10 protein-coding genes and 2 pseudogenes are annotated in these 15,979 nt (G+C 72.9%); 4 read left to right on the top strand and 8 right to left on the bottom strand.

Going from position 1 to position 15,979, the window contains the following annotated elements; genetic code table 11:
- The first annotated feature begins 135 nt into the window (after positions 1-135).
- A complete protein-coding gene (locus ACQEV8_RS32135) occupies positions 136-3,612 on the top strand; it encodes a trypsin-like peptidase domain-containing protein (protein WP_432967140.1) in 3,477 nt (1,158 codons plus the stop codon).
- Positions 3,613-3,725: 113 nt separating this feature from the next.
- Positions 3,726-4,679: a bifunctional riboflavin kinase/FAD synthetase gene (locus ACQEV8_RS32140; protein ID WP_432967142.1), complete on the top strand. Its 954-nt coding sequence runs from the start codon at positions 3,726-3,728 to the stop codon at positions 4,677-4,679.
- Here ACQEV8_RS32140 and ACQEV8_RS32145 read toward each other — a convergent pair.
- From ACQEV8_RS32145 to ACQEV8_RS32170, 6 genes and pseudogenes are all read right to left on the bottom strand, one after another.
- Complete coding sequence (locus tag ACQEV8_RS32145; RefSeq protein WP_432967144.1) at positions 4,676-5,749, bottom strand: oligopeptide/dipeptide ABC transporter ATP-binding protein; 1,074 nt, start codon at positions 5,747-5,749, stop codon at positions 4,676-4,678. The two genes, ACQEV8_RS32140 and ACQEV8_RS32145, sit on opposite strands and share 4 nt — an antisense overlap.
- Positions 5,746-6,756, bottom strand: coding sequence for an ABC transporter ATP-binding protein (locus ACQEV8_RS32150; RefSeq protein ID WP_432967146.1), 1,011 nt, complete (start codon positions 6,754-6,756; stop codon positions 5,746-5,748). Before ACQEV8_RS32150 ends, ACQEV8_RS32145 begins: the two co-directional genes overlap by 4 nt.
- Positions 6,753-7,670 (bottom strand): ABC transporter permease, encoded by a 918-nt coding sequence (locus ACQEV8_RS32155; protein ID WP_432967148.1) that lies wholly within the window; start codon positions 7,668-7,670, stop codon positions 6,753-6,755. Before ACQEV8_RS32155 ends, ACQEV8_RS32150 begins: the two co-directional genes overlap by 4 nt.
- On the bottom strand, positions 7,667-8,713 hold the full coding sequence (locus tag ACQEV8_RS32160; protein ID WP_432967150.1) for an ABC transporter permease: 1,047 nt from the start codon (positions 8,711-8,713) through the stop codon (positions 7,667-7,669). Before ACQEV8_RS32160 ends, ACQEV8_RS32155 begins: the two co-directional genes overlap by 4 nt.
- An 18-nt stretch (positions 8,714-8,731) precedes the next feature.
- The gene (locus ACQEV8_RS32165) at positions 8,732-10,582 is read right to left on the bottom strand and encodes an ABC transporter substrate-binding protein (RefSeq protein ID WP_432967152.1); all 1,851 of its coding nucleotides are present in this window, start codon (positions 10,580-10,582) and stop codon (positions 8,732-8,734) included.
- Positions 10,583-10,879: 297 nt separating this feature from the next.
- Positions 10,880-12,729, bottom strand: a pseudogene (locus ACQEV8_RS32170) (AAA family ATPase); the annotation flags it as partial.
- A gap of 1,294 nt (positions 12,730-14,023) precedes the next feature.
- On the opposite strand from ACQEV8_RS32170, the gene ACQEV8_RS32175 reads away from it, so the two are divergent.
- Positions 14,024-14,389, top strand: a complete 366-nt coding sequence (locus ACQEV8_RS32175; RefSeq protein ID WP_432973445.1) for a hypothetical protein — start codon at positions 14,024-14,026, stop codon at positions 14,387-14,389.
- 23 nt (positions 14,390-14,412) lie between these two features.
- On the opposite strand, the pseudogene ACQEV8_RS32180 reads toward ACQEV8_RS32175, so the two are convergent.
- Positions 14,413-14,526 (bottom strand): annotated as a pseudogene (locus ACQEV8_RS32180) (hypothetical protein); the annotation flags it as partial.
- Between the two features lie 399 nt (positions 14,527-14,925).
- Entirely contained in the window at positions 14,926-15,231 is a 306-nt protein-coding gene (locus ACQEV8_RS32185) for a DUF397 domain-containing protein (RefSeq protein ID WP_432967154.1), read from the bottom strand.
- A 297-nt stretch (positions 15,232-15,528) separates the two neighbouring features.
- Between ACQEV8_RS32185 and rpsO the strand changes: the two genes are divergently transcribed.
- The gene (gene rpsO / locus ACQEV8_RS32190; protein ID WP_391102924.1) at positions 15,529-15,816 is read left to right on the top strand and encodes a 30S ribosomal protein S15; all 288 of its coding nucleotides are present in this window, start codon (positions 15,529-15,531) and stop codon (positions 15,814-15,816) included.
- The last annotated feature ends 163 nt before the right edge of the window (positions 15,817-15,979 follow it).

Consider the following 15,979-nt stretch of genomic DNA (forward strand, 5'->3'; position numbering starts at 1 on the left):
TCACCCGTGCGTGCGGGCGCTCGGAGTGAACGGGGGGAGCGGAAGGGGGCGCTTTCGCCGAGCGGCCTGTCCCGCTGATCATCTCGCCCCTACCGTCGAACGCAGGGCACGGATGTACGGCGGGGAGGCTCGACGATGGCGTCGCGGAACCGGTCCCGGGAGTCGGACGGCAGCGCACGAGACTCCCAGGACCGCGCCGGAGCAGCGCATCAGGCCACGGCGGATCAGGCAGTAGCGGCGGCGGAGCAGGCGGGCCCGGTCCCCGGCGAAGTCCTCGTCCGTATCCACGACCTCGCCGGCCGCCCCCGAGGCACCGGCTTCCTGGCCGACCACCACGGCACACTCGTCACCAGCCACGAGGCCGTCGACGGACTGCCCCGGCTCGTCCTGCACGGGGCCGGGGACCGACGCCGTGCCGTGACCGCCGACGCGGTCACCCCGCTGCCCGCCCTCGGCCTGGCCCTCGTACGGACCGAGGGCCTCGATGTGCCGCCGCTGCCGGTCACCGTGCGGGACGGCACCCGGACGGGCACCTATGTGCGGATCGCCGCCGGCGGCTGGCGCGAGGCACGTGTCCTGGGCTCGGCCGCCGCGACGTACACGGCCACGAACCGTGTCCACCACCTCGACGCGCTGGAACTGGCGGTCGGCACGGCAGGGCGGGACGCACTGCGGCCGGCCGGGGGAGCGGCAGGCGGCCCCGTGCTCGACGCCGCGACGGGTGCCGTCGTCGGTGTACTCGGTACGGCGCTCAGCTCCGACCACCGCGACGTCGGGTTCGCGGTGCCGCTGCGTCTCCGGGGCCCCGGAGCGCCGGGCCTGCTCGCCGAACTGCTCGCCGAGAACGCGGCGACGGTCCCCGCGTACGGCGCGGACCTCAACCTGGCCGGAGTGCTGGAGCTGACCGGCACATCGGTGGCGCAGGACGGCCCCGCCCGTCCCCGGCCGGAACCGGTCGAACGGGAGGCCCTGGCTGCCGAGTTCAGCGCCTTCACGGCGGGCCCGGCCGCCGTCCTCGGCCTCGTCGGACCGCCGGGCAGCGGTCGTACGACGGAACTCGCGGCGCTCGTGGCCCGCCGGGAGCGCGGCGGGCACCCCACGCTGTGGCTGCGCGGGTCCGGACTCCGGGACGACGACGTGTCGGTGGCGGACGCGGCGGGCCGGGCGCTGGCAAGGGCCGCCCTGGCCGTGGCAGCCGACCGTGCCCCCTTCCCGGCCGACCTGGGCGACACCACGCCCGAACGCCTCGCCGTCCTCGCCCGAGCCCTCGGCCGCCCCCTGCTGCTCCTCCTCGACGGCCCCGAGGAGATGCCGCCTGCCCTGGCCCGCCGGCTGGGCTCGTGGGCCGACGGGACCGTGCGGTGGCTGCGGGAGACGGGAGTGCGACTGGTGGTGGCGTGCCGGGCGGAGTACTGGGAGGAGGCGCCGTTCCCGGCCGATGTACTGCACCGGCCGGCCGATGCGCAAGCGCGGCCCGCGTCTGTACGCCTCGGCGATCTCACCGAGGACGAGGCCCGGGAGGCCCGTCTGCGGCACGGCGTCCCGGACGGCGCCCTCGCCGGCACCGACGCCCGGCATCCCCTGGCCCTCCGGCTGCTCGCCGAGATCCGGACCGCCCTCGGCGATGCCCCCGGCATGCCCGCCACCGGCGTCGACCGGCACGACGTCTTCGCCGCCCACCTGGACCTGATGTCCCTGCGCGTCGCCGCACGCCTGGCCGCCGGGAACGGCCTGCGCGGCACCGCCGTGCGCAGGCTGGCCGCCAAGGTCGCCGGGCAGGTGCACGAGGCCGCCCGGCGCGGCCTCGGTCCCGGGGCGGGTGATGTGGACCGGGAGGCGTTCGAGGCGGTGTTCCCGTGGGGGCCCGCCCCCGCTCGGCTCGGCGGCGGCACCGGCTGGGCGCGGGCCGTCCTCGACGAGGGCCTGCTCGTGCCCGCCGGAAACGGCTACCGCTTCGCCCACGAGGAACTCGCCGATTGGCTCCAGGGCACGCACCTCGACCTCGACGAGGCCCTGCGGGCCCTCGTCCACCACGGCGGAGAACCGCAGTCCGACCCGGTGCCGCACCATCGCATCGGGCCCGTGGTCCAGGCCCTGCTGCTCCTCGCCCGCCAGCACGGCACCGGTCGGCTCGCCTCCCGGCTGGCGGACCTGGTGCACGCGCTGGACGCCGATCCGCGGTCCTGGTGGGCCGCCCGGCTTCTCGCCGGGACCCTGTCGGCCGTGCCCGACGCGGCGCCGTACGCCGAGGTGCTGCGGCTGCTCGCCGACCGGATCGTGGCCTGGCGGCGGCGGGAGCGGCCCGTGCCGGAGGAGGTCGGGCCCGCCTTCTGGACCGGCGTACGCCTGCCGCAGGACGTGCGCCTCGGTCTGCTGCGGCGCCTGGTCCACGCCGACGGCCCGCCGTGCGAGGCAGGTCCCCGCTTCCTCGACGCCGTGGCGCGGCTGCTCACCGACGACCCCATGGGGGTGCAACCACTGCTCGCCGACTGGTTCGACGACGAGCGGCCGCTGCCCGCCACCCCGCACGCGACCGTGGCCACGGCCGCCCAGGCACTGCTGCACACCCACCGCCGGCGAGCCCTGGACGCGCTGACGGACGTGCTCGTCGACCGCGCGCACCGGCGGGCCGACGAACTGCTCGCCGCGCTGGCCGAGGAGGAACCGTCGGCGGTGTGCCGGGCCGTGGACCGCTGGGCGCTCGACGAGCGGCCCGCGCGCCGCGACGCCGCGGTGGCGCACGGACTCCGCGTCGCACCCCACGCGAGCACCGGAGAGGACCGCGCCCTCCTGCGGTACGCGGCCCTCGCCCTGCTCGCCCGCCCCGCCGGCCACGCCCTGCACGGCGGTGCACTCGCCCTCCTGGTCCAGGACCCGCACACCCGAGCCAAGTACCTCCCCCGGGCACTGGAGCGCTTCGCGGCGGGCGACCCGCGCTTCCCTCAGGACGTACCGGCCGGTGCCCTCCTGGCCCACCCCGAGCCGGTCCTCGAAGCCTTCGCCGCGCGGCTGGAGCGACCCGACGCGGAAGAGGCCCTGCGGGCACTCGCCGACGCCACCCCGCCCGGCCTGGCCCGGCGGGTCGCCGCACTGCTCCGGGAGGCGACGGAGCGGCGGCCGGAACTCGCCGGGCAGGCAGCCGCGTACGTCGACCAGCGGCTCGACCGGGGCCCGGAAGCCCGGGCAGTGCTGCTGCCCCTGGTCACCGGCCTGCTGGACGGCGGGACGGTGCGGCTGCGGTGCGCCCTCGCAGCCGTCCTCACCCCGCCCGGCATCCCGGCCTCCCGCCCGCTGCGCCGCGAACTGCGCGACGCGCTCCTGGCCCGCGAGCACGACACCGACGTGCTGGACGCGCTGCTCCAGGCCGCCGCCCGGAACAGCGGCGACGACCTGCGCGACCTCGTCCACCGCGTCGGCCTGCTCCTCGTACGCACCCCGGAGGGCGCCGGCCGCTTCGACCGCGCCCTGGTCGATCTGGGCCGGCACGTGCCCGGCTTCGCCGCCCGCGCGGCCGGCTGGCTGGCCGACGCGCCCGAGGAGTGGGCGGCGGTGGTCGGGCCGAGCTCCCACCGGACGATCGAGAACCTGGCGGGCGTACGCGTCCCCGCCTGACCATGCCGATGCGGGCCGGAAGCTAGCGGCATGGCACCCTTAGACCTGCGTACGAGGCAACCACGGACAACCACGGACACGGCTCGACGAGCTTTCGACAAGGAGCAGGCACAGTGCAGCGCTGGCGTGGCTTGGAGGACATCCCCCAGGACTGGGGGCGCAGCGTCGTCACCATCGGCTCCTACGACGGAGTCCACCGCGGACACCAGCTGATCATCCGGCATGCCGTGAACCGCGCCCGGGAGCTGGGGGTGCCCGCAGTCGTCGTCACCTTCGACCCGCACCCCAGTGAGGTCGTCCGGCCCGGCAGCCACCCGCCGCTGCTCGCCCCGCACCACCGCCGCGCCGAACTCATGGCCGACCTGGGCGTGGACGCCGTGCTCATCCTCCCCTTCACGACCGAGTTCTCGAAGCTGTCCCCGGCCGACTTCGTCGTCAAGGTGCTCGTCGACAAGCTGCACGCCAAGGCCGTCGTCGAGGGCCCCAACTTCCGCTTCGGGCACAAGGCCGCCGGCAACGTGGAGTTCCTGGCCACGCAGGGCAAGACCTACGACTTCGAGGTCGAGGTCGTCGACCTGTACGTGACGGGTGAGGCGGGCGGTGGGGAGCCGTTCTCCTCCACGCTGACGCGGCGGTTGGTCGCCGAGGGCGATGTCGAGGGTGCGGGAGAGATCCTGGGGCGTCCGCACCGGGTCGAGGGTGTCGTCGTCCGCGGTGCCCAGCGCGGGCGCGAGCTGGGCTTCCCGACGGCCAACGTCGAGACGCTGCCGCACACGGCCATCCCGGCCGACGGTGTGTATGCCGGCTGGCTGCACGCCCAGGGGGAAGTGATGCCGGCCGCGATTTCCGTCGGTACGAATCCGCAGTTCGAGGGGACCGAGCGGACGGTCGAGGCGTATGCCATCGACCGGGTCGGGCTGGATCTGTACGGGTTGCATGTCGCCGTTGATTTCCTGGCCTTTGTGCGGGGGCAGGCCAAGTTCGACACGCTTGACGCTCTGCTGGAGCAGATGGGGCAGGACGTCAAGAAGTGCAGGGAGTTGGTGGCGGCGGACGGGGCTGCCTAGTCCGCTTGATCGCCGTCCGCGGGTGAGCGGGGGCCGGTCGCGCAGTTCCCCGCGCCCCTTGAGGGCGATGTGGCCACGGCCCAGTGGCACGCGACCTGCGAGTCCCCGCTCCCGCTCAGCACCTCCAAGTCCTGGCCCCTGCACGCGTCCGCCACCCCTGCCCGGGCCGCCTCACCCGCGGCGAGGATTTGGCAGCGGGCGTGGAAGCGGCAACCGGCCGGGACGCGTGACGGGTCCGGGGGCTCGCCGGTGAGGATCACCGGGGCGCCCGGGGCTTCCGGGAGGACGGACAGCAGCGCCTGGGTGTAGGGATGCCGGGGTGCGGTCAGCACCTGTTCCACCGCTCCCGTCTCCACGATCCGGCCCAGATACATCACGGCGACCCGGTCGGCGATGTTCCACGCCAGGCCCAGGTCGTGCGTGACGACCAGCGCGGACAGGCCGAGTTCGGTGCGCAGCCGCAGCAGCAGGGCGAGGATCTCACCGCGCACGGAGGCGTCCAGGGACGCCACCGGCTCGTCGGCGACGAGGAGTTCGGGTTCCAGGACGAGCGCGCCCGCGATGACGACCCGCTGGCGCTGCCCGCCGGACAGCTCGTGCGGATAGCGCAGGAAGAAACGCTCCGGGGGCCGTAGCCCGGCCCGGGACAGGGCCTCGGCGACCGCGGTCCGCTCGTCTCCGCCGTAGCCGTGGATGCGCAGGCCCTCGGCGACCGCGTCGTACACCGTGTGCCGTGGGTTGAGTGAGCCGCTCGGGTCCTGCAGGACCAGCTGGACGCGCTTGCGGTAGGCCTTGAGGGACCGGCCGGAGTAGTCCAGGGGGCGGCCGTCGAAGGTGACCCGGCCCGCGGTCGGTTCGACCAGGCCCAGCAGCGAGCGGGCCAGGGTCGTCTTGCCGCAGCCGGACTCGCCGACCAGGGCGACGATCTCGCCGGGCCGGATGTCGAGGTCCACCCCGTCCACCGCGCGGGCCCGGGGCCCGCCGTGCCGGCCGGGGAAGGTGACGTAGAGGCCCTGGGCGCTGAGCAGGGGTGTGGTGGTGACGTCGGATGCCGTGGGGGACATGGTCATGGCGTGCCGGGCCTCGCTTCCTCCAGGGCATCGGGATTCTCGCGTGCTTCGCTCGTCGGACCGCCGACCAGGACACATGCCGCCCGGCGTTCGGGCCCGGCCTCCCGCAGGGCCGGGTCCTCCTCGGCGCAGGACTCCAGCGCCACGGGACACCGGGGGTGGAACGTACAGCCGGACGGCAGCGAGGCCGGGTCGGGCGGGTCGCCCGCCAGCCCTTGCGGCGCGAATCGGGACGCCGGGTCGCCGATGCGCGGGAAGGCGGCCGACAGGGCCCTGGCATACGGGTGCCGGGCGTCCTCGTAGACCTCGGCGGCCGGGCCCTCCTCGACCACCCGCCCCGCGTACATCACCGCGAGCCGGTCGCAGGTGTCGGCGAGGACCGCCAGATCGTGGCTGATCATGATCAGACCGAGGTCCTGGTCCGCCACGAGCTGCTCGATGAGCCGCAGGATCTGCGCCTGGATCATCACGTCGAGCGCGGTGGTCGGCTCGTCGGCGATGACCAGTCGGGGGTCGCAGGCCAGCGCCATGGCGATCATGACGCGCTGGCGCTGGCCGCCGGACAGCTCGTGCGGGTAGGCGTCCGCGCGGGCGGCGGGCAGTCCGACCTGCTCCAGCAAGTCGCCGGTCTTCTTCTTCGCCCCGGCCGCAGTGGCCTTCTTGTGCAGCAGGATCGGCTCGGCGATCTGGTCGCCGATGCGGTGCACGGCGTTCAGGGAGTGCATCGCGCCCTGGAAGACGACGGAGGCGCCGGCCCAGCGGACCGCCCGCACCCGGCCCCACTTCATCGTCAGCACGTCCTCGCCGTCGAGGAGCACCTCGCCGGTGATCCGGGTGCCCGTCGGCAGCAGCCGCAGCAGGGCCAGCGCCAGTGTGGACTTGCCGCATCCGGACTCACCGGCCAGGCCGAGCTTCTGGCCGGCGTCCAGGCGCAGGTCGACGCCGCGCACGGCGGCCGCCCCGCCCGGGTACGTCACCGTCAGGTCCCTGACGTCGAGCAGACTCAACGCGACACCCCCAGCCTGGGGTTGAGTACGGACTCCACGGCTCGTCCGCACAGCGTGAACGCCAGCGCCACCACGGCGATGGCGATGCCCGGCGGCACCAGGTACCACCAGTCCCCGGCACTGACAGCGCCCGCCTCCCGCGCGTCCTGCAGCAGCCCGCCCCACGACACGACCGTGGGGTCGCCCAGGCCGAGGAAGGCGAGTGTCGCCTCGGCGAGGATGGCCGAGGAGATGATCAGGGTCGTCTGGGCCAGCACCAGCGGCATGACGTTGGGCAGGACGTGCCGGGACATGATGTGCCCGTGCCCGCCGCCGAGCGCCTTGGCCCGTTCGATGTACGGCCGGGTCTCCACCGCCAGGGTCTGCGCCCGCACCAGCCGGGCCGTGGTCGGCCAGGTGGTGACGCCGATCGCCACGACTGTCGTCGTCAGCGAACGGGACATCACGGTGGCCAGCGCGATCGCCAGCACCAGCGTCGGCATGACCAGGAACCAGTCGGTGATCCGCATCATCACCGTGGCGTACCAGCCCTTGAAATGCCCGGCCGTCACCCCGATCAGGGTGCCGATCGCCACCGACAGCACGGCGGCGAGCAGCCCGACCAGCAGCGACACCCGCGAGCCCCAGATCACCAGGCCCAGCAGGTCCCGGCCGAACTGGTCGGTGCCGAGCGGGAACTCGGCGCTCGGGCTCTGCATCGGACGCCCCGGCGCGTCGGTCACACTGCTCACGTCCGAGCCGACGAACAGCGGCGCGAACAACGCCAGCAGCGCGCACAGCGCGAGCGCGGTCAGCCCGTACAGCCCCGCCCGCTCCGCGCGGTACTGTCGCCAGAAGCGGGCGACGGAGGCCCGGCGGCGCCGGCGGGCGAGGGCGCGCGGGCTCAGGGCGGCCGGGTCGGTTGTCGTCGTCATCGGGCCACCCGGGGGTCCAGCAGCGGATAGACCAGGTCGGCGAGGGTGTTCATCACGATCACCGCGGCGGCGAACACGAAGAACAGACCCTGCACCAGCGGCAGATCGGGCACGCTCAGCGCCTGGTAGAACAGCCCGCCGAGCCCGGGCCAGGAGAACACCGTCTCCACCAGGATCACGCCCGCCACCGTCCGGCCGAGGTTGATGAAGATCAGCGTCACGGTCGGCAGCAGCGCGTTCGGTACGGCGTGCCGACGGCGTACGAGATCGTCGCGCAGTCCCTTGGCCCGCGCCGTCGTCAGATAGTCGCTGCCCATCTCGTCCAGCAGCGCCGACCGCGTGACCAGCAGCGTCTGCCCGTACTCCACCGCCACCAGCGTCACCACCGGCAGCACCAGATGGTGCGCCACGTCGAGGACGTACGCGAAGCCCTCCTTGCCGCCCGATTCCATGCCGCCGGTGGGGAACATCCCGGGGAGCGGGCCGATGCCCACCGACAGCACGATGATCAGCAGCAGCCCGAGCCAGAAGGACGGGATGGAGTACAGCGTCAGCGCGAGACCGGTGTTGACCCGGTCCCCGACCGTGCCGCGCCGCCACGCCGAGCGCGTGCCGAGGAAGATGCCCAGCGCGGTGTACAGGACGAAGGCGGTCCCGGTGAGCAGCAGGGTGTTCGGCAGCGCCTCGGTGATCCTGTCGACGACGGGCGAGCGGAACTGGTACGACGTCCCGAAGTCGCCCGTGAGCGCCTTGCCGCAGTAGTCGGTGAACTGCCGCCACAGCGGCAGGTCGAGCCCGAACTCCCTGCGGTAGGCGGCCAGCTGCTCGGCCGACACCTGACGGCCGCCCGTCATGGTCTTCACCGGGTCGCCGGGGATCAGCCGGAAGAGGAAGAAGCTGGTGACGAGCACGGCCAGCAGCGATACGGCTGCCCCGGCCACCTTGCCCGCCAGGTACCTCGGGTACGCGGAGCCCTTGCGTACCCGGGGCCCGGCCGCCGGTTCCCTCTCCTCGACCAGCGCGGGTGTCGCTTCAGCGGTCATTGTGCCCGCTCGCCCGCGCTACTCGCGGTCCTCGGCGGTGGCCCGCCGCCGCAGGGCAGCGAAACCGCCGAGCCCGGCGAGGAGCACGACAGCGGCGACGACCCCGACCACGACTCCCGTCGAGGACGCGTTGTCCGACGACCCTTCGGAGTCCGCCGGGACCGCCGACCACCAGCTCCAGTAGCCGTCCTGGCCGTAGATGTTCCCCGCCTTCGCCGGCATGGTGGTGATCGACTTGATCTGGTCCGTCCGGTAGGCCTCGACCGCGTTCGGATACGCCATGACGTTCATGTACCCGAGGTCGTACAGCCGCGACTCCATCTGCTGGACGATGTCCGCCCGTTTGGCGGGGTCGTACTCGGCGAGCTGGCGGGCGTAGAGCTCGTCGTACTTCTTGTCGCAGATGAAGTTGTCGGTGGCACCCGTGTCCTCGGGGGTCGCCGGGAGGGCGCCGCAGGTGTGGATGGACATCACGAAGTCCGGGTCGGGATTGACCGACCAGCCGTCGAACGCCAGGTCGTACTTCCCGGCGAGCCAGGGGTCGGTCACGTTGTCCAGGCAGTTGAGCTGGACGCCGATGCCGAGCTCGCCCCACCACTCCTGGAGGTACTTGCCGACCGCCTTGTCGTTCGGGTCGGTGGCGTGGCACAGCACGCGGTAGCTGATGGGCTTGCCGTCCTTGCCGACGCGCTTGCCGTCGCCGTTCTTCTTGTAACCCGCCTGGTCGAGCAGCCGGGCCGCCTCGGCCGGGTCGTAGGCCAGCTTCTGGTCCGCGGACGGCTTCCAGAAGTAGTTCTGGAAGCGCGGCGGGATGTAACCCTCGCCTTCGACGGCGTGCCCCTGGAACACCTTTTCGATGATGGCTTCGCGGTCGACGGCCATGAACAGCGCGTTGCGCACCCGCTGGTCCAGCAGGGAGGGGTGGCCGTCACCGAACTTCTTGCCGTTCTTGGCCTTCGCGCCGGGGTTGGTGGCGAGGGCGTAGAAGCGGCGGCCGGGGGCGTCGTTGACCTGGATGTTCTCCGCGCCCTCCAACGACGCCGCCTGAGCCGGCGTCAGGGACGGCGACCCGGCGACGAAGGACACCTCGCCCTTGCGCAGCGCCGACACCGCCGCGTCCTGGTCCTTGTAGTAGCGGAAGACGACCTCGTCGAACTTCGGCGCCCCGCGCCAGAAGCCCTTGTTGGCCTTGAGCTTGACGTAGCTGTCGGCCTTGTAGTCCGTCAGCGTGAACGGCCCGTTCCCGACGACGGGGAAACTCTTGTCGTTGTTGAACTCGGAGAAGTCCGAGACCTTCTCCCACACGTGCTTCGGCACGATCGGCACATCGAGGGACGTCATCGTGGCCTGCGGCTTCTTCAGCTCGATGACCAGCTCGGTGGGGCTCGGGGCCGTCACCTTCTTGAAGTTGCCGACGTAGCTGCCGTTCGCCGTGGCCGCGCCGTCGTCGGTCATCATCTTGTTGAACGTCCACGCCGCGTCCTCGGCGGTGGCCTGCTTGCCGTCCGACCACTTGGAGTTCGAGCGGATCGTGTACGTCCAGGTCAGCTTGTCCGGCGACGACTGCCACTTGGTGGCCAGGCCCGGGATGGCGTGGTTGTCCTTGGGATCGTAATTGGTCAGGTACTCGTACATGAGCCGGTGAATGCTCGTACTGAGCAGCCGGACTGCCAGGAACGGGCTGAGCGAGTCCACGCTCTGCGCCACCGCGACGGTCAGCACCTTGCCGTCGTCGGCCGCCCGGGCCTGCCGGGGCGCCGGGTCGAGCGGGGTCGCGAGCCCGGCGGTGAGAGTGAGCGCGGCCGCCCCGGCCACGGCGACGAGCCGGAGGCCGCGCGGGAGGCTGCGTGTCTGATCGTTCGTGCCCATGGTCGGACCTCGCGTCATCGCTCGGACGGGAAGGACGGGTTGATCAGCTGTCAGACGTTTGATGTGTGTGTATCAGCGGCCGTCTCCACCCGTCAACGGCGCGTTCACCCCTTGTGGCCTGCGGAAATAACGAATTGGCGAGCTTTTCGCACCCATTGGTCGAGACCACTGACGCCCTCCTGGCCAGGGGCTGGCAACGGATTTCGCCCCTGAACGCGCCGAAGCCCGCGCCGAGTGGGAACGGCGCGGGCCAGGAAGGCGAACGGCCCCTCGAAAGGGGCCGATCGGGTGAGGCGATTACTGCGTCGGGGGCGCAGGCGGCGGGGTCTGCCCGTCGGGCTGAGCCGGGTACCCGGGCTGGCCCTGCTGCGGGTAGCCGTAGCCCGGCTGCGGGGGAGCAGCGGCCGGGGGCTGTCCGGGCTGGGCGTAGGGCTGCGGCTGCTGCGGGTACGGGCCCGGCTGGCCGGGCTGCGGGTACGGCGGCTGACCCGCGGCCTGCGGGTACGGCTGGGCCGGGGGCTGACCCGGCTGGGGGTACGGCTGGCCGGGCTGCGCGTACGGCTGGCCGGGCTGCTGCGGGTACGGGCCGGGCTGACCGGGAACCTGCTGGTCGGGGCCCGGCTGGCCAGGGTACGGGTGCTGGGCCGGGACCTGCTGGCCGGGCATCGGCGGGGCGGCTACCGGCGGCGGGTTGCCGTCGGAGGTCCACAGGCCGTGCGCCTGCTGGTGGCGGGTGAAGTCCTCGGCGATCAGCGCCGCGAGGTTGAAGTACGCCTCCCGCACCTTCGGCCGCATCATGTCGAGGTTGACCTCGGCGCCGGCGGAGAGATGCTCGTCGAACGGCACGACGACGACACCGCGGCAGCGTGTCTCGAAGTGCGACACGATGTCCTCGACCTTGATCATCTTGCCGGTCTCGCGCACACCGGAGATGACGGTGAGGGACCGCGAGACGAGGTCGGAGTACCCGTGCGCGGACAGCCAGTCCAGCGTCGTACTCGCGCTGCTCGCACCGTCCACGGACGGAGTCGAGATGATGATGAGCTGGTCGGCGAGGTCCAGTACACCGCGCATGGCGCTGTAGAGCAGACCGGTACCGGAGTCGGTGAGGATCACCGGGTACTGCTTGCCCAGCACATCGATCGCGCGCCGGTAGTCCTCGTCGTTGAAGGTCGTGGAGACGGCGGGGTCGACGTCGTTGGCGATGATCTCCAGCCCGGACGGGGCCTGGGACGTGAAGCGCCGGATGTCCATGTACGAGTTGAGGTGCGGGATCGCCTGGACCAGGTCACGGATGGTGGCCCCGGTCTCCCGCCGCACCCGGCGCCCGAGGGTGCCGGCATCCGGGTTGGCGTCGATCGCGAGGATCTTGTCCTGCCGCTCGGTGGCGAGGGTGGAGCCGAGCGCGGTGGTCGTGGTCGTCTTGCCCACGCCGCCCTTGAGGCTGATCACGGCGATCCGGTAGCAGGACAGCACGGGCGTGCGGATCAGGTCCAGCTTCCGCTGCCGCTCGGCCTCCTCCTTCTTGCCGCCGATCTTGAACCGGCCGCCACCGGCCGCCGGACGGCTGCTCTTCGCCTTCTGCTTCTTGCTGTTGAGCAGCCGGTCGGACGACAGCTCCACGGCAGCGGTGTAACCGAGCGGAGCGGCCCCGGGGTTGGTCGGCTGCCGCTGGTCATGCTGTACGGGCTGCGGCCAGGCGGCCCCGGTCCGCGGGTCCACGGGCTGCTGCGGCTGACCGGGCTGCTGCCCCGGATGCCCCGGCTGCGCGGCCTGACCGGGGTACGGGGGCTGTGCCTGCGGGGGCACACCGGGCTGGGGCTGAGGCTGGGCCGGGGCTGCTGGGGGAAGCCGTAGCCACCCTGCGGGTCGGGCCCCGCAGGAGCCGGCCCGCCCTGCTGCGGGAAGCCATAACCACCCTGCGCGTGGGGCGCGGGGGCCGGCGGGGTGCCGGGCTGCTGGGCCGGGGGCTGCTGCGCCGACGGGGCGGGTGCGCCCTGCTGCGGGAACCCGTACCCGCCCTGCGGGTTCGGCGCCGGGGCCGGCGGGGTCTCGGGCTGCTGCGCCGGCGGCTGCTGAGCGGCCGGGGCCGGGGCGCCGGGGTGGGGGAAGCCGTATCCGCCCTGTGCGGCGGGTGTGCCTTGCTGCGGGAACCCGTACCCGCCCTGTGCGTGGGGCGCGGGAGCCGGCGGGGTGCCGGGCTGCTGGGCGGCGGGGGCGGGCGCCCCCTGCTGCGGGAAGCCGTAGCCACCCTGTGCGGGGGGCGCGGACGGGCCCGGACCACCCTGCTGCGGGAAGCCGTAACCGCCGGGCTGGGGTGCGGGCTGGGCCGGCGGCTGGTGCGGCGGCGTCGGCGCGGCCGGCTGGTTCCAGGCGGCAGGCGCGGGCTGCGGCGCCTGCGGCTGGAACGGCGGCTGCTGGGCCGGCACCGACGGCTGCGGCGGCACGGGCGGCTGCCCCTGCGCGGCCGTCGGCTGCGGCTGAGCCGGTGTGTCCGAGTCCGTGGGCTGTCCCTGCGGCTGTGCCGGCCACTGGCTCGCGGGCGCCGGCGCGGCCGGCTGGTACGACGGCGGCAGCGGCGGCACGCCCTGCGGGGCCGGGGGAGTCCAGGCGGGCGGGGCGTCGGTCGCATCCCGCCCGGCGGCGTCCTGCGGAACGCTGTCCTCGGGAGCGGCGTCGGCGGGCTCCGCGTCGGAGGGCTCGGGAGCGGCGGAGTCCTCATCCACGGCCATGGAGTCGGCCTCGGGGGCCGGGGACGCCGGAGGCGCGGGCACCCAGTCCTGAGGTTCGTCATCCTGCGACACGGCCTCGTCGGGCTCGGCCTCCGCGGCCGCATCGTCCGAAGGCGAGTCCTCGTCCTCGGCATCAGCCGCGTCCAACGCGTCCACCGCGTCCGCAGGCTCGGAGGAGACACCGTCACCGGCCTCATCGGCGTCGGCGGAGGGCGCACCCTCGACGTCATCGCCCGAGTCCTGGACCTCGTCCCCGTCCCCGTCCTTGTCCTGCTCCTCGTCCACCGGCTCGCGCTGAGTCTCAGCCTCCGCCTCGGTGGCACGCTCCGCGATCTCCCGCTTCAGGGCGACGGCGGAGAAGCGCATGGTGGCACCGCTCTCCAGATCGCCGTTCCCCGACTCGGCTTCCTCGGCAGCCGGAGCCTGCGGAGCCACCGGAGCCACCGGAGCAGCCGGAACCTCCGAAGCCGTCGGAGCCACCGGAGGCTGCTCCGGAGTGGCAGGCGCGACCGGGGCCTCCGGCGGAGCCGACGGCGTCCACTGCGCCTGGAACCCACCGACGGGGATGTTCGGCACGGCCGTAGGAGAGGCCGGATCCGCCGCGTGCGTCTCGGGCCGCTCCTGCGGCTGCGACACCTGCGGCTCGAAACCGCCCTTCATCGGAAGCCTGGGAACGGCGGAAGGACCCTCACCAGAAGGCGCGGGTGGCGTGAAGGGCGCACCCGGAGCGGGAGCGGGCGCGGGCGGCGTGAACGGAGCGCCCGGAGCGGGCGGCGGCGCGGGTGGCGTGAAGGGCGCCCCGGGCGCCGGAGCCGGAGCCGGAGCCGAAGACGGACCAGAGGCCTGCCCCGGAAGGGACGAGGTCCCGCCGGAAGCATTCGCGTGCGGCGGCGGAGTGAGCCCCGGCAGCGGCGGCACCGGCCCCTTCGGTACCCCGGAAGCCCCCGTCGGCGCCCCGGAACCCCCGGAGTTCGCGGGCGCCCCGGAAGCGCTGGAGTCCTCGGACGCACCCGCCCCCTGCCCCGAGCTCGAACTCGCCGAGGCGTTCTGCGTGTACCAGGCGGGCGGCGCGTAGTCGATGGTGAACTCGCCCGTCACCTCTGCTGCGGACTCCGCGTCGGGCTGGTCATCGCCGGGTGTCGCCCAGCCCCCGCGGATCCCGTCCCGATCGCTGCTCACAGTGTTCCTCCTGGTGTGGTCGAGCACCCTCATGCCGTGCTGGGGCGACCCTTGCTTGTCGTCCGACGTCGTACGAAGTCGATTTGCGGCGTACCGAGGTCGTCCGAGGTCGTCCGATCCACAGGCGCCCCCGCTCTCCCCCTGGGGCACCGACGCCCACTCCACGGGTTCTGACGCGGCGCCCCGTCCCAGCCTAATCACCACAAGCCCCGCCTCGGCAGGCCCGTCCACCCCCGAGCGCCTGTCCGCCGCGTCACAACCTGCCCAGAAGCTGCCCGGAAGTGACGTACGCAGCACACACTTTGGTGAACAAAAAGGGCGATAAGCGTGAAGAACCTCGAACCACCTTGCCGGAAAGGTGTCTTGAGGTCACAAAAAAGAGCGACGAGGGGGGCCGGTCACCGGCTCACCCCTCGTCGCGCCCCGCGGCAGCTACCGCTGCCCGGCCTCCGCCTCCGAGCCGCCGTCGTGCGCCCCCGGCTCCAGATCGAACTCGCCGTCCCGCGCCCCCAGCACGAACGCCCGCCACTCCGCCTCCGTGTAGCGCAGCACCGTGTCCGGGTCGAGCGAGGACCGCATGGCCACGGCCCCCTCGGGCAGATACGCGATCTCGACCCGCTCCTCGTGCTCCTCGGTGCCCGGTGCGCTGTGCCACTCCACACCGGAGATGTCGAGGGCGTAGAGCTCGTCCCGCTCCCGCTCCTTGCGTGCCTTGATCTCCTCAGCCGTCTCCGCCATGCCGCAGCGACCCCTTCCCGACGTACCGTTCCCGAAGTGCGGATCATCGACGTACGGACGATCCGAACCCGCTCACCCTAGTGGCCCCCTCCGCTCCGGCCGTGAGGTTCGAAAGACCGGGGCGAAGACGCCCCTGACCGCCTGGTACCCTGGTCGACGGCCGTTTGTGTACGCACCCCCGGAGCTCACCGCTCTGGAGGCCGCGCCCAGCGGATCCCCGCCTTCCGAGTCATGGAAGCTCCCCCGAGACACAGACCGGGGGCACTCGGTGGCCATCAGAGACTACGAGGAGTACGCGTGCCGCTCGACGCCGCTACGAAGAAGCAGATCATCACCGAGTTCGGTCAGAAGGAGGGCGACACCGGCTCCCCCGAGGTCCAGGTCGCCATGCTCTCGCGCCGTATCACGGACCTGACCGAGCACCTCAAGACCCACAAGCACGACCACCACTCCCGCCGTGGCCTGCTGATTCTCGTGGGTCAGCGTCGCCGCCTTCTCCAGTACCTGGCGAAGAAGGACATCCAGCGCTTCCGTGCGCTGGTCGACCGCCTCGGCATCCGCCGTGGTGCGGCGGGCGCCAAGTAAGACGTCGTGAGGGGAGCGGTTCCCGGGGAAACGGGACCGCTCCCTTTGCTGTACGTGCGGAGTGTCACCGCCCCTTTGTAGTGTGGTAGCACAACGCATGTCGTACGACACAGGACGTACGACACAGAACGAGGAGAAGCGCACCTAGCCGCCGCCGGTCCTC

This window comes from Streptomyces sp. CA-179760, assembly GCF_050937045.1.
Taxonomy (GTDB): Bacteria; Actinomycetota; Actinomycetes; order Streptomycetales; family Streptomycetaceae; genus Streptomyces.

Bases quoted from the DNA above. Each gene is read 5' to 3' on its own strand.
- ACQEV8_RS32135 (WP_432967140.1), top strand. From the start codon at position 136: ATGGCGTCGCGGAACCGGTCCCGGGAGTCGGACGGCAGCGCACGAGAC.
- ACQEV8_RS32145 (WP_432967144.1), bottom strand. From the start codon at position 5,749: ATGACCATGTCCCCCACGGCATCCGACGTCACCACCACACCCCTGCTC.
- ACQEV8_RS32155 (WP_432967148.1), bottom strand. From the start codon at position 7,670: ATGACGACGACAACCGACCCGGCCGCCCTGAGCCCGCGCGCCCTCGCC.
- ACQEV8_RS32160 (WP_432967150.1), bottom strand. From the start codon at position 8,713: ATGACCGCTGAAGCGACACCCGCGCTGGTCGAGGAGAGGGAACCGGCG.
- ACQEV8_RS32165 (WP_432967152.1), bottom strand. From the start codon at position 10,582: ATGGGCACGAACGATCAGACACGCAGCCTCCCGCGCGGCCTCCGGCTC.
- ACQEV8_RS32185 (WP_432967154.1), bottom strand. From the start codon at position 15,231: ATGGCGGAGACGGCTGAGGAGATCAAGGCACGCAAGGAGCGGGAGCGG.